This window comes from Bacteroides sp. 1_1_30 (assembly GCF_020982715.1).
GTDB classification, from domain to species: Bacteria; Bacteroidota; Bacteroidia; order Bacteroidales; family Bacteroidaceae; genus Bacteroides; species Bacteroides xylanisolvens.
Genome location: NZ_JAJKHN010000022.1, coordinates 53,210 through 67,356 on the forward strand (window position 1 = coordinate 53,210; position 14,147 = coordinate 67,356).

General features: G+C 44.3%; 9 protein-coding genes. 8 read left to right on the top strand and 1 reads right to left on the bottom strand.

Going from position 1 to position 14,147, the window contains the following annotated elements:
* Positions 1-36: 36 nt before the first annotated feature.
* The 8 genes from LPH68_RS08530 to LPH68_RS08565 all read left to right on the top strand — a co-directional run bounded on the left by LPH68_RS08530 (position 37) and on the right by LPH68_RS08565 (position 10,734).
* A complete protein-coding gene (locus LPH68_RS08530; protein WP_008023025.1) occupies positions 37-687 on the top strand; it encodes a TetR/AcrR family transcriptional regulator in 651 nt (216 codons plus the stop codon).
* A 55-nt stretch (positions 688-742) separates the two neighbouring features.
* Positions 743-2,089 (top strand): TolC family protein, encoded by a 1,347-nt coding sequence (locus LPH68_RS08535; protein WP_134978769.1) that lies wholly within the window; start codon positions 743-745, stop codon positions 2,087-2,089.
* A gap of 33 nt (positions 2,090-2,122) precedes the next feature.
* On the top strand, positions 2,123-3,160 hold the full coding sequence (locus LPH68_RS08540; RefSeq protein WP_008023021.1) for an efflux RND transporter periplasmic adaptor subunit: 1,038 nt from the start codon (positions 2,123-2,125) through the stop codon (positions 3,158-3,160).
* Between the two features lie 114 nt (positions 3,161-3,274).
* Positions 3,275-6,433 (top strand): efflux RND transporter permease subunit, encoded by a 3,159-nt coding sequence (locus tag LPH68_RS08545; RefSeq protein ID WP_004313471.1) that lies wholly within the window; start codon positions 3,275-3,277, stop codon positions 6,431-6,433.
* Between the two features lie 14 nt (positions 6,434-6,447).
* Positions 6,448-6,741: a PG0541 family transporter-associated protein gene (locus tag LPH68_RS08550; RefSeq protein WP_008023018.1), complete on the top strand. Its 294-nt coding sequence runs from the start codon at positions 6,448-6,450 to the stop codon at positions 6,739-6,741.
* 223 nt (positions 6,742-6,964) lie between these two features.
* Positions 6,965-8,356: an SGNH/GDSL hydrolase family protein gene (locus LPH68_RS08555; RefSeq protein ID WP_120144853.1), complete on the top strand. Its 1,392-nt coding sequence runs from the start codon at positions 6,965-6,967 to the stop codon at positions 8,354-8,356.
* Positions 8,310-9,260, top strand: coding sequence for an SGNH/GDSL hydrolase family protein (locus LPH68_RS08560; protein ID WP_192918806.1), 951 nt, complete (start codon positions 8,310-8,312; stop codon positions 9,258-9,260). Before LPH68_RS08555 ends, LPH68_RS08560 begins: the two co-directional genes overlap by 47 nt.
* A complete protein-coding gene (locus LPH68_RS08565; protein ID WP_117809747.1) occupies positions 9,247-10,734 on the top strand; it encodes an MBOAT family protein in 1,488 nt (495 codons plus the stop codon). The genes LPH68_RS08560 and LPH68_RS08565 overlap by 14 nt, the downstream gene beginning before the upstream one ends.
* Positions 10,735-10,967: 233 nt before the next feature.
* Here LPH68_RS08565 and LPH68_RS08570 read toward each other — a convergent pair whose 3' ends face one another.
* Positions 10,968-14,147 (bottom strand): DUF4906 domain-containing protein, encoded by a 3,180-nt coding sequence (locus tag LPH68_RS08570; RefSeq protein ID WP_120144851.1) that lies wholly within the window; start codon positions 14,145-14,147, stop codon positions 10,968-10,970.

The following is a 14,147-nucleotide window of genomic DNA, read 5'->3' on the forward strand; positions in this document are numbered from 1 at the left end:
AAACGAAAACTGCATTTTAATAAAATAGAAAAACGGATGATGGCAGAGCATGGAAAAGACGCTTCCCAACGGGTAGAGTTAAGAGAACGGATCATAACGGCAGCAACAGAAGCTTTTACTTCAAAAGGCATCAAGAGTATTACGATGGACGATATTGCAGCAGCATTAGGAATATCCAAACGTACCCTCTATGAAGTCTTTTCGGATAAAGAATCGTTGTTGAAAGAATGTATACTGAAGGCACAGGCCGACAGAGATAAGTACTTGCAGAAAATCTTTGAACAGTCGCATAATGTGTTAGAGGTAATACTTGCAGTTTTTCAGAAAAGTATTGAGGTGTTCCATCAGACGAATAAACGCTTTTTTGAAGACATCAAGAAATATCCGAAAGTATATGAGATGATGAAGAACCGGCAGGACAGCGATTCGCAGAAAACGATGTCCTTCTTCAAGACGGGAGTAGAGCAGGGCATTTTTCGTCCGGATGTGAACTTCGCTATCGTTAATTTGCTGGTACGAGAGCAGTTTGACGTACTTCTGAATACGGATATCTGCAATGAATATCCTTTCATTGAAGTGTACGAATCCATCATGTTTACTTATATACGCGGCATCTCCACCGAAAAAGGAGCAAAGGTACTGGAAGACTTTATACAAGAATATCGTAAGAACCGCATCGCAGATTAGAGCAAGAGTGAGGTTTTATTGACAAACAAGTAAGATTAAATTAGAAATTCAGTTTATGAACAAGATGAAAAGATTGGCAGGTAAGAAGATTCTTCTGGTAGCTGTGGCACTCTGTGCATTTGGTTTTGCAAAGGCGCAGGACACACAGGCGGAGAAGAATATACTAACCTTAACCTTAGACAAAGCCCTGGAAATTGCATTGGATGAGAATCCGACAATAAAAGTGGCAGAAGAAGAAGTTGCATTAAAGAAAGTTGCCAGCAAAGAAGCCTGGCAAAGTCTGTTGCCGGAGGCTAGTATTGCCGGTTCAGTAGACCATACCATTAAAGCGGCTGAAATGAAATTGAACGATAACGTGTTCAAGATGGGGCAAGACGGTTCGAACACCGCTAATGCGGGGTTGAGTATTAATCTGCCACTCTTTGTGCCGGGCGTTTATCGTGCCATGTCGATGACAAAGACGGATATTGAACTGGCAGTAGAGAAGTCACGCGCTTCCAAACTGGATCTCGTGAATCAGGTGAGCAAGGCTTATTATCAGTTGATGCTTGCGCAGGACAGCTATGAAGTGCTTCAAGGCAGTTATAAACTGGCAGAAGATAACTACAATGTAGTGAATGCCAAATATCAGCAGGGAACTGTGAGCGAATATGACAAGATCAGTGCGGAGGTGCAGATGCGCAGTATTAAACCGAACTTGATTTCGGCAGCTAATGCGGTGACTTTGGCTAAGTTGCAGTTGAAAGTCCTGATGGGGATCACAGCCGATGTGGAGATAAAGATTAACGATAGTCTGACCAACTATGAGACGGCCATGTTTGCCAACCAGTTGAGAGAAGAAAATGTAAATCTGGACAACAATACCACCATGAAGCAGTTGGACTTGAACATGAAGTTGCTTGAAAAGAACGTAAAGTCTTTAAAGACAAACTTTATGCCGACTCTTTCAATGAGTTTCTCCTACCAATATCAATCACTGTATAATCCGAATATCAATTTTTTCAATTACAACTGGAGCAACAGTTCCAGCCTGATGTTCAATCTTAGTATACCTTTATATAAGGCAAGTAACTTTACGAAAGTGAAATCCGCCCGTATACAGATGCGCCAGCTCGATTGGAACCGTATTGATACGGAAAGACAATTGAATATGCAGATTGTCAGTTGTCGCAATAACATGAGTGCCAGCACAGAGCAGGTAGTCAGCAACAAGGAAAATGTGATGCAGGCAAAGAAAGCGGTAGTGATTGCCGAAAAACGTTATGATGTAGGTAAGGGCACGGTGCTCGAACTGAACAGTTCCCAAGTATCGCTGACACAGGCGCAACTCACCTATAATCAGTCCATATACGATTACCTGGTTGCTAAGGCAGACCTCGATCAGGTTCTGGGAAAAGAATAAAGATAGACAAATAAAAAATTACAATTAAGGAATATGAAAAGAAGTATCCAATTGGTAGCCCTGCTGTTAACTGTGTTTATGGGCTCATGTACAGGTGGAAAAGACAAAGCGGCTGCGGAACATGTGGACGCGAAGCCCATTGTGAAGCTGGCAGACGTAAAAGCCCGTCCCGTAGATCAAATACAAGATTACACAGCAACGGTGGAAGCCGAAGTAAAGAATAATATAGCTCCTTCGTCTCCCGTACGTATCGACCAGATTTTTGTGGAAGTGGGCGACCGCGTATCCAAAGGCCAGAAACTTGTGCAGATGGATGCAGCCAACCTGAAACAGACGAAGCTGCAACTAGATAATCAGGAAATAGAATTCAACCGTATCGACGAATTATATAAAGTGGGCGGTGCGTCCAAATCAGAGTGGGATGCTTCGAAGATGCAACTCGATGTGAAGCAAACCGCTTATAAGAATCTGCTGGAGAATACCTCTTTGCAAAGCCCTATCAATGGTGTGGTCACTGCACGTAACTATGATAATGGCGATATGTACAGCGGTGGAGAACCCGTACTTGTAGTAGAACAGATCACTCCGGTGAAACTCCTGATTAACGTGTCCGAAACCTACTTCACGAAAGTGAAAAAAGGTACTCCTGTCGATGTGAAACTCGATGTATATGGCGATGAAGTATTTACAGGAACCATCAATCTGATTTACCCTACCATAGATGCCACTACCCGTACATTCCAGGTAGAGATCAGACTGGATAATAAAGACCAGCGTGTGCGTCCGGGAATGTTTGCCCGTGCGACATTGAACTTCGGTACAGCAGAAAACGTCGTTGTTCCCGATTTGGCAATCGTTAAGCAGGCAGGTTCCGGCGACCGTTATGTATTCGTTTATAAAGACGGTAAAGTATCTTATAATAAGGTCGAACTGGGTAGACGCATGGGTACGGAGTATGAGTTGAAATCCGGTGTACCGGATAACTCACAGGTGGTAGTTGCCGGACAGTCACGTTTGGTGAACGGTATGGAAGTAGAGGTGGAAGCCTCTTCCCAGCCTTCTTCCAAATAAGAGGTGTTCAGTACCTTTCGCCCGATGCATTTATTAATTAACCTGATTTCAAAACGATCTTCCGGCTCCCTCTTTTGGGGAGAGGAGCAGGGAGAGGCTTTTAAATAAAATAACATGAGTTTATACGAAGGTGCGGTTAAGAAACCGATTATGACCTCCCTCTGCTTCCTGGCAGTGGTGATTTTTGGTCTTTTCTCTTTGTCCAAGTTACCTATCGACTTGTATCCGGACATTGACACGAATACAATCATGGTAATGACCGCTTATCCCGGAGCAAGTGCTTCGGATATAGAAAATAATGTGACTCGCCCGCTCGAAAATACGTTGAACGCGGTGAGTAACTTGAAACATATCACCTCCCGTTCTTCCGAGAATATGTCATTGATTACATTGGAGTTCGAGTTTGGTAATGATATTGACGTTCTGACCAATGATGTGCGTGATAAACTTGACATGGTAAGTTCGCAGCTTCCCGATGATGTCGAGAATCCGATCATCTTCAAATTTAGTACGGACATGATTCCTATCGTGCTGCTTTCCGTACAGGCCAATGAGAGTCAGTCAGCGCTTTATAAGATATTGGACGACCGTGTGGTAAACCCGCTGGCACGTATTCCGGGAGTCGGAACCGTGTCTATCAGTGGTGCTCCGCAACGTGAGATTCAGGTATATTGCGACCCCAATAAACTGGAAGCCTATCACCTGACTATCGAAACAATCAGTTCCATTATCGGCGCCGAGAATAAGAACATTCCCGGTGGTAACTTCGATATCGGTAGTGAAACATACGCGTTGCGTGTAGAAGGTGAGTTCGATGATTCCCGACAGTTGGCAGACGTAGTGGTAGGTACGCATAATGGGGCAAATGTCTTTTTGCGTGATGTAGCCCGAATCGTCGATACTGTGGAAGAACGTGCACAGGAAACCTATAACAATGGTGTGCAAGGTGCGATGATTGTTGTTCAGAAACAGTCGGGAGCCAATTCGGTAGAAATCTCCAAGAAAGTAGCCGACGCATTGCCGAGGCTTCAGAAGAACCTGCCGAGTGACGTGAAGATCGGTGTCATTGTCGATACCTCCGACAACATTTTGAACACCATCGACAGTTTGACGGAAACCGTTGTTTATGCCTTGCTCTTCGTTGTCATCGTCGTGTTCCTTTTCTTGGGACGCTGGCGTGCTACATTGATTATCTGTATCACCATTCCGCTTTCGTTGATTGCCTCGTTCATTTACCTGGCGATTAGTGGAAATACGATTAATATCATCTCGCTTTCATCACTTTCTATCGCTATCGGTATGGTAGTGGATGATGCGATTGTGGTACTTGAAAACGTAACGACCCATATCGAGCGTGGCTCCGATCCGAAACAGGCGGCCGTGCACGGAACCAATGAGGTGGCAATTTCTGTAATCGCTTCTACGCTGACCATGATTGCCGTGTTCTTCCCGTTGACAATGGTAAGCGGTATGTCCGGTGTACTTTTCAAACAGTTGGGTTGGATGATGTGTGCCATCATGTTTATTTCTACGGTCGCCGCACTATCTTTAACTCCGATGCTCTGTTCCCAGTTGCTTCGTTTGCAGAAGAAACCGTCGAAGATGTTCAAGCTCTTCTTTACTCCGATAGAGAAAGCACTCGACGGGCTCGATACCTGGTATGCGAAGATGCTGAACTGGGCTGTACGTCATCGTCCGATTGTCATTGTGGGATGTATTGCTTTCTTCATTGTCAGTTTGCTGTGTGCAAAGGGCATTGGTACGGAGTTCTTCCCGGCACAGGATAATGCTCGTATTGCTGTACAGTTGGAGCTTCCGATCGGTACACGAAAAGAGATAGCGCAGGAACTTTCGGAGAAATTAACCAACCAATGGCTGACGAAATATAAAGACATCATGAAAGTCTGCAACTACACCGTCGGTCAGGCTGACTCCGATAATACTTGGGCATCCATGCAGGACAACGGTTCGCATATTATCTCGTTCAACATCAGTTTGGTGGATCCGGGCGATCGTGATATCACTTTGGAAGCAGTCTGTGATGAGATGCGTGAAGATTTGAAAGCCTATCCGGAATTCAGTAAAGCACAGGTAATTCTCGGTGGTAGTAACACGGGTATGTCCGCACAAGCAAGTGCCGACTTTGAGGTTTACGGATACGACATGACAATGACCGATAGCGTAGCAGCCCGTCTGAAACGTGAATTGCTGAAAGTAAAAGGCGTGACCGAGGTAAACATCAGCCGTAGTGATTACCAGCCGGAATATCAAGTAGACTTTGACCGTGAAAAACTGGCAATGCATGGCTTGAATCTTTCAACAGCCGGTAACTATCTGCGTAATCGTGTCAATGGTGCGGTAGCATCTAAATATCGTGAAGACGGAGATGAGTATGATATCAAAGTGCGTTATGCGCCCGAATTCCGTACAAGTCTGGAGAGTCTCGAAAATATCCTCATTTACAATGCGCAAGGACAATCCGTTCGTGTGAAAGACGTCGGAAAGGTAGTCGAACGTTTCGCGCCTCCTACCATCGAACGTAAAGACCGCGAACGTATCGTGACCGTTTCCGCAGTAATCTCCGGTGCTCCGTTGGGCGACGTAGTGGCTGCCGGTAATAAGGTGATAGATAAGATGGATCTTCCGGGAGATGTCACCATTCAGATTTCCGGTTCATACGAAGACCAGCAGGATTCGTTCCGCGATTTGGGAACACTTGCCATCCTGATTGTTGTGCTCGTATTTATCGTGATGGCAGCACAGTTCGAGTCACTGACCTATCCGTTCATTATTATGTTCTCCCTGCCGTTTGCTTTTAGCGGTGTCTTGATGGCACTATTCTTTACGAACAGTACATTGAGTGTCATGAGTTTGTTGGGAGGTATCATGCTGATTGGTATTGTGGTGAAGAACGGTATCGTGCTTATCGACTACATCACCCTTTGCCGCGAACGTGGACTGGCAGTGTTGAACTCTGTAGTAACCGCTGGTAAGAGCCGTCTCCGCCCGGTATTGATGACCACTGCCACTACCGTTCTTGGTATGATTCCGATGGCTATCGGTGGCGGTCAGGGTTCTGAAATGTGGAGTCCGATGGCGATTGCCGTAATCGGTGGTTTGACGATCTCTACTGTTTTGACATTGATTTTGATCCCTACTTTATATTGTGTATTTGCAGGAACAGGTATTAAGAACCGTCGTCGTAAGCTCCGTCGTCAACGTGAATTGGATGTTTACTTCCAGGCGAATAAAGACAGTATTATTAAGAAATAATAAAGAAAAGAAATATGAAATCAGTATTGATAACATTCGATCAGGCTTATTACGAACGAATCATGGCGTTACTCGACCGTTTGGGATGTCGTGGTTTTACGTACCTTGAGAAAGTACAGGGACGTGGTTCGAAAACAGGCGATCCGCATTTCGGAAGCCATGCCTGGCCAAGTATGTGCTCGGCTATCTTGACGATAGTAGACGATAGCAAAGTCGATCCGTTGTTGGACACCTTGCATATAATGGACTTGGAAACCGAACAATTAGGTTTGCGTGCATTTGTGTGGAACATTGAACGGACGATCTGACCGATGTCCGGCATGTAAATAAGTAAAAAGGGAGAATCTCATAAATAATGTAGATTCTCCCTTCTTTTTTATTGCTTTTCTCTATCTTTGCAGCCTGAAAATGTCCGGCACCGATGAAGGCCTCCTCCGGCACCGATGAGGAGATGGTTCGGCACCGAGGAAGAGGTAGCTCGGCACCGGGTAAAAACAAGAACTAAAATAGTGCCTATATCTACTTGTAAAGATGGAGATAATAAAGAATTATTTGAAATATTCGTTGTGGTTCGTACTGATTGTGTTTGCAGTCTTACTCGGGCTTCATTGGCTTCCGGCGCTGACTATTGACGGGCACACGATGAGGCGTGTAGACCTTTTGAGCGACCTTCGTTATCCGGAATCAGAGACTGCCGCAGCTGATTCGGACAGCATCCCTTTGCCTCCTGTTGTAAAACCTGCCTTTGTAGATACCTGTCGTACAGGTATGACTTGCATTGAAGATTACAGTGATTCCACTCTCCGGGGGATGACTCCTTTTTATAAAGCACTTGACCGTGTCTCTTCCGATGACTCCGATGACAAACAGGTGCGTATTGCCGTATTCGGAGATTCCTTTATCGAAGCGGATATCTTTACGGCTGACTTACGCGAAATGCTTCAGAAACAATTCGGCGGTTGTGGTGTAGGTTTTGTTACCATCACTTCCATGACAAGCGGTTACCGTCCTACGGTGCGACATACGTTTGGCGGATGGTCCAGTCATGCGGTAACAGACAGTGTCTATTTCGATAAGAAGAAACAAGGCATATCCGGTCATTATTTCGTTCCCCGCAACGGAGCTTATGTAGAACTGCGCGGGCAAAATAAATATGCCTCCCTGCTCGATACTTGCCAGCGTGCCTCCATCTTCTTCCATAGCAGAGACTCCGTCCTCCTTTCTGTCCGTGTGAACAAAGGAGAAAACAAGAATTATTCATTAGGCCCTTCCGACGGATTGCAGCAAATCCAGGTGGACGGGCGCATCGGCTCTATCCGTTGGACAGTAGACCGTGCAGACTCTACATTGTTCTATGGTTTGGCAATGGATGGAAAGAAAGGAATCATTCTCGACAACTTCTCGTTGCGTGGCAGTTCCGGTCTTTCTCTGCGGGGCATTCCTCCACAGATGTTGAAACAGTTTAACCGTCAACGTCCTTACGACCTCATTATCCTCGAATATGGTTTGAATGTAGCTACCGAACGGGGACGTAATTATGATAACTATCAAAAAGGACTGCTCACAGCTATCGAGCATTTGAAAGAATGTTTCCCACAAGCAGGAATCCTGTTGTTGAGCGTCGGCGACCGTGATTCTAAAAACGAGAACGGTGAACTTCGTACCATGCCCGGTGTGAAGAATCTGATTCGTTATCAGCAGAACATTGCTGCTGAAAGCGGCATTGCATTCTGGAATATGTTTGAAGCAATGGGCGGAGAGGGCAGCATGGCAAAACTCGTTCATGCCAAACCCTCTATGGCAAACTACGATTATACACATATAAATTTCCGTGGCGGCAAGCATTTGGCGGGACTACTTTATGAAACGATGATTTATGGTAAGGAACAATACGACAGGAGGCGTGCTTATGAGCAAGAATAATCTGCAGTCTGTCTTTATTCTTATTCTCGCCGGTATGTTGAGTGTTCCTTGTTTCCTTGCGGAAGCAATCGCACAAGATCGTATACCTGTATGTCCTCCACTGGGAAAGACCGCAAAACTTATAAAGCCCTTACGGGAAATGAACTGGGCGAATGATACGATCACTGTACAAATATCCTTCCCTTCAGCTTTCCGCGAAACTGGTCGGAACGAAGTTATTGACAGCATCGCTCTGCTGGCTCCCGTCTTCGAACATCTCCGCCAAGTGCGTGCCGGACTCTCCGAAGATACAGTCCGCATCGTTCATATTGGCGACAGCCATGTACGTGGGCATATCTACCCTCAAACCACCGGTGCCCGTTTGACAGAAACTTTCGGTGCTGTTTCTTATATAGATAAAGGCGTCAACGGAGCTACTTGCCTTACCTTTACCCATCCGGATCGTATTGCCGAAATCGCCGCCCTGAAGCCCGAATTGCTGATTCTCTCTTTCGGAACCAATGAAAGCCATAACCGGCGTTATAATATAAATGTGCACTACAATCAGATGGATGAACTGGTGAAACTGTTGCGCGACAGTCTTCCTAACGTACCCATTCTTCTGACTACCCCTCCCGGTTCTTATGAAAGTTTCCGGCAGCGAAGGCGTAGACGCACGTATGCCATCAATCCACGTACAGCGACAGCAGCGGAAACCATTCGTCGTTATGCAAAAGACCATCGTCTGCTCGTGTGGGATATGTACGATGTAGTCGGAGGGAAGCGCCGTGCCTGCACGAACTGGACAGACGCAAAACTGATGCGCCCCGATCATGTACATTATTTACCCGAAGGATACATCCTGCAAGGAAATTTATTATACCAAGCACTTATCAAAGCATATAATGACTATGTTTCCCATTGATATAGATTTCAGTAGACTGAAAGAGGTACTTACCTACGATCCGCAAGCGCCAATGATATTCAGCAGCGGTATTTTCCTTTGGTTGTTCGCTGCTTTCATGGTGGTGTATGTGTTGTTACAACGCAAATACACCGCCCGTATCATGTTTGTTACTCTCTTCTCCTATTATTTTTACTATAAGAGTAGCGGCACCTATTTTTTCCTGCTTGCCATAGTCACCGTTGCCGACTTTTTCCTTGCGCAACTTATGGATCGTGCAGAGGGTTATTGGAAACGTAAAGGATTGGTCGCTTTGAGTTTGGGAGTTAATTTAGGACTTCTTGTCTATTTCAAATATACCAATTTTCTGGGTGGAGTGATTGCGTCATTGATGGGAGGAGAATTTACCGCTCTCGATATATTCCTGCCGGTCGGCATCTCCTTTTTCACTTTCCAGTCATTGAGCTACACCATCGACGTTTACCGAAAGGAAATAAAGCCATTGACCAATCTTTTGGACTATGCCTTCTACGTATCTTTCTTCCCCCAATTGGTGGCAGGACCTATCGTGCGTGCCCGCGACTTTATCCCGCAAATCCGGAAACCCCTATTCGTCTCGCAGGAAATGTTCGGACGCGGAATTTTTCTGATCGTTTCCGGTCTTTTCAAAAAAGCCATCATATCCGATTATATCAGTATCAACTTTGTGGAACGTATTTTTGACAATCCTACTCTCTATTCCGGTGTTGAGAATCTGATGGGAGTCTATGGTTATGCTTTGCAAATTTACTGTGACTTTTCCGGATATAGCGACATGGCTATCGGTATCGCCTTATTATTAGGCTTCCATTTCAATCTCAACTTTAATTCACCTTATAAGTCTGCCTCTATTACGGAATTTTGGCGTCGTTGGCACATCTCTTTATCCAGTTGGCTAAAAGATTATTTATACATTTCTCTGGGAGGAAACCGAAAAGGTAAATTCCGGCAATATCTCAACTTGATAATTACCATGTTCTTGGGCGGTCTGTGGCATGGTGCATCTTGGAATTTCGTACTGTGGGGAACCTTCCACGGTGTTGCTTTAGCATTGCATAAAATGTGGATGACAATCACCGGACGTAAGAAAGGAGAGGAGAGTCACGGTTGGCGCCGTGTGTTTGGAGTAATTATCACTTTCCATTTTGTCTGCTTCTGCTGGATATTCTTTCGCAATGCCGATTTCCAGAATTCAATGGATATGCTGGGACAGATATTCACCACTTTCCGTCCGCAACTGTTCCCGCAATTACTAGAAGGATATTGGAAAGTGTTTGCGTTGATGTTGCTTGGCTTCCTGCTTCATTTTGCTCCCGATAGTTGGGAAAATGCAGTTTGTCGAGGAGTGATCCGTTTGCCTTTCGTAGGAAAAGCTGTTTTGATGGTAGCTTTGATTTATCTGGTTATTCAGATGAAGAGTTCGGAGATTCAGCCGTTCATATATTTCCAATTCTAATTAGTTGAATTTACTTTTGTACATTGGTTTAAAACCAAGAATCCGTTTCTCACCGAGAAACAAGTGTTTCCACACCGAGGAAACTACAGTTTCTCGGTGAGGAACAAATTGTTGGTTAAAATGCGGAAATGAAGTTTCCAATAAGTTTCTCTAATAAATCTACCCCTGCACTGTTGTATGGCAAAGGTAGACTTATTAGAGAAATTATAGAATATCGATTGGCTTTGCTGTTGCTAATTCAACGGAATGTCTTTGATGCAACGTAGCCGATTTTTATCTGTAGAGGTTTTATTAGCACCTTCGTATATAGTAAGACCATAATTTACATCAATAAGACCACTCGTGGCTTTGTCTAGAGAGTATAAAGTAGAACTTTGTTCTGTGGAACTCCAATATCCATTACTGAGATAATTCGCCGCTTTTGCCTCGTATAACTTCTGAAAACCTGTTTCTGAAGAAAACCGTTCTAATTCGTGAGCGAATACTAAAATCATGGATAATTCTCGACTATTTGGCACGCGCCAACTTCCGGGCTCGTCTTTCCCGCTCTTACCTTTATAGGCATAACATCCGGTATTCATTGCTTTTGATGGGATATTCCAGCCTTGACTATTGGCAGTATTGAGTCTTCCGTTCGCTTCAGCCCAAGTCATTGTGATACTATTGGATTGTGGAGTACCTTCAGTGTCTTGAAGTATACTGCTTGCAGAGTTACTTTTCGTGTCGCCATCATTATATACGTCTGTAGGTGATACGATAAATCTTGGTGAAGAAAAAGAGGACACTAAAGTTTGGAGTGTGACGGTAGTAGTAGTCTTACTCGGCGGATAATTTTTTCTTCCGCGGAAAACTTTTTTACCTAATGGTTGGGAAGCATCTTTTTGAGGGTTCTCCGGGTCATATTCCGTACCTTTTGTAGAATAACTGTATAGGTCCAGTTCCTCATATAGCTCGGTTTTCCCTTCTGCAGTGGTTCTATCTGTGATTCCGTAAGGCAGAGTTGATAAATCTATCAGGGCATAGGTGTCTCCATTGTCTATATATGTGGTTACTTTGGTTCCTGTTTTTCTTTCTGGAGGAACAGGTATGTCTCTGACACAACGAACCCATTTCCAACTGTTTTTACCTGTGTTGCTGGAATACCAGCCTCCCCCCTCCATCATCCAACCGGTAGCTAGGGTTGCATTACGTTCCAATGCTAATGCGTTCGGGGCATCATAAATAATAGTTCCTGCGGAGGTCAGTATCCCGAATGCCTGATATGTGGATGGCAAATACCATTCAAATTCATTCTTTTCAGGATCATCCGGTAGATAATCTATCACACCGTTTCCGTTTTTATCTCTGTTTAAATCATGACAGAATCTTGCCTGGAAACTATTATAGTAATTATATTGATATAAATCTATATTACCATTGATTTTCCGCATAGGTGGAATGATGCTTTCTTGCCCATTATTAACAACATAGTTCTTAGGGTTTGTTGCTAAATTGAATGTTGCTTGCTTGCCGTTCATAAAACTGCGGTAGTTTGTCTCGGGATCTTCTCCTTCCTTCCATACATAATTGGTCATGACATTATAATATCCGGAGTACATGTAGAATGCTGTTGCTATTTCATCGTCAATTTGGAAATTATTCTCATTAAATGCATCAATGATGAGTCCCTCTGTGTATTGTCCATTCTCTATTTCACCGCCAAATAGACCGACATAATGTCCTTGTTTTTGCTTAATGGTATACTTCCCTTCTCGTTTTTGGGAGGTTCCTTCAGCGGTAATATCTTCGGTCGTTACTTTTACATAGAGAGTTCGTTCAGATACGAAATTGGTCGGCAGGTAGTTTGTAGCAGCATTATAAACCTTGTTTCTATCGAATTCGGGGTCTGTAATCACTCCATTCTCGTCAGTGATATACTCGTCTGCATATAGGTATAGTTTGAACCGTGTCGGTACGAAAATATTAGTTTCTATCTGGTTTGTGAGCACATTTGCGCCACCATTACGTACCACCTCCGTATAATTGGGGTATGCTGACAGTTGAAGCCAGTTTTCCGTTGCAGAGTTCATGTTGGCTAATTGCGTACATTGTGCATCCTTATAAATGCCGACAGTCACCTTACGCCCTTGTGCATAGATGATAACAGGCCGCCATCCGTAGTGAGCGTCAAAATATACATTGGTTTTTCCGGTTATTGTTCCAGTTCCGCTTCCGCTGCTTGTGGGATAGGAAGAGGATGAAAGATAAACTTTCTGGACGGCTGTGTAGGAGCGGATACGTCCGTCATTAAGATCTACAGAATTGATGATTGTTCGAAGATCATAGTAGCTGTTTATTTCCACATCGAAATTGTTTGTGTTGTTATTTCCAACGTATATCTGGTGAACTGTATAGAGCTTTCGGTCACTTTTAGAATATGACCACGCTTCGATATTTGTGCCGGCTTCGGGTGCTTTTCCCGATCCGTCAGTCACTTTCCGATATCTGTCTCTTTCTGATACTATATCTGATATGGTTCCTTGTTTATTTTGCGCAACATACCATTGCGATGTGAAGAAACCATCCGTGTCCTTGTCCGCATCCCCGAAAGCATTGTCGCTTTCCAGGTCTGCCATCGGGATATTGTCTATTACGTCTTTATCTGCTGATGCGGGATTGATACACAGTTTGGTTGGTACTTTGAGCAGTCTCATGCCTTCAAGCGTGTTTTCCGTGACATCGAATTTGTGCTTCAGTGTGATGCGTGATACCAGACGTTTGACTTCTATGCCACCGGAGAAACCATCAGGTGTGCCGTAAACAATCTCACCGTTGTCGCTATTTCCTGTTTTATTTACGCTGATACCTTTCGCGGCTCCGGCGTATGGGATTTCGCTCTCATTGGTTATCCGCGAATAATAGAGTCCGTTTCTGTTGTCGACATAGTCCAGTTGCAGGTTTTCAAGTTCCTTGATAGTCCGTACTTCCATCAGATTGCTCGCTACGGTTACTTTTTTGCCAAGTGCTACAATGTAGAGTGTCTGGTCAGTACCTACACGTAGCGTGACGTTTAATAGAGCCATTTCGTTTACCATCGTCACCTGGTCGGATACTTGCTGGGGCGAACCATGTATGGAGCCGTCACTATGAAACTGAAATAACCACAGATTATATAGCTCTGCCACCTCACCCGACCGCGTTTTTGTCAGAGACGCCTCTTTGAAGAATTCTACAGAGAAAGCATTATCAGTGGACATACTTCTCGATTGTAGTTCCTGCGGACTCGAAGCCGGAGGTATCTTAAAGCTAAGTTCTACTTTTACGCTTTCGCCTTCTTCTCCATTGCGGGAGGATGACAAAAGTTCTTCTCTGACACATGAGGTCAGAGCCATTATTGCCATTACTATGATTATGTTTGTTATTCTGTTTTTCAT

Coding starts and splice junctions, on each gene's coding strand:
- LPH68_RS08550 (WP_008023018.1), top strand. CDS start 6,448: ATGAAATCAGTATTGATAACATTCGATCAGGCTTATTACGAACGAATC.
- LPH68_RS08560 (WP_192918806.1), top strand. CDS start 8,310: ATGGTAAGGAACAATACGACAGGAGGCGTGCTTATGAGCAAGAATAAT.
- LPH68_RS08555 (WP_120144853.1), top strand. CDS start 6,965: ATGGAGATAATAAAGAATTATTTGAAATATTCGTTGTGGTTCGTACTG.
- LPH68_RS08565 (WP_117809747.1), top strand. CDS start 9,247: ATGTTTCCCATTGATATAGATTTCAGTAGACTGAAAGAGGTACTTACC.
- LPH68_RS08540 (WP_008023021.1), top strand. CDS start 2,123: ATGAAAAGAAGTATCCAATTGGTAGCCCTGCTGTTAACTGTGTTTATG.
- LPH68_RS08530 (WP_008023025.1), top strand. CDS start 37: ATGATGGCAGAGCATGGAAAAGACGCTTCCCAACGGGTAGAGTTAAGA.
- LPH68_RS08545 (WP_004313471.1), top strand. CDS start 3,275: ATGAGTTTATACGAAGGTGCGGTTAAGAAACCGATTATGACCTCCCTC.
- LPH68_RS08535 (WP_134978769.1), top strand. CDS start 743: ATGAACAAGATGAAAAGATTGGCAGGTAAGAAGATTCTTCTGGTAGCT.
- LPH68_RS08570 (WP_120144851.1), bottom strand. CDS start 14,147: ATGAAAAACAGAATAACAAACATAATCATAGTAATGGCAATAATGGCT.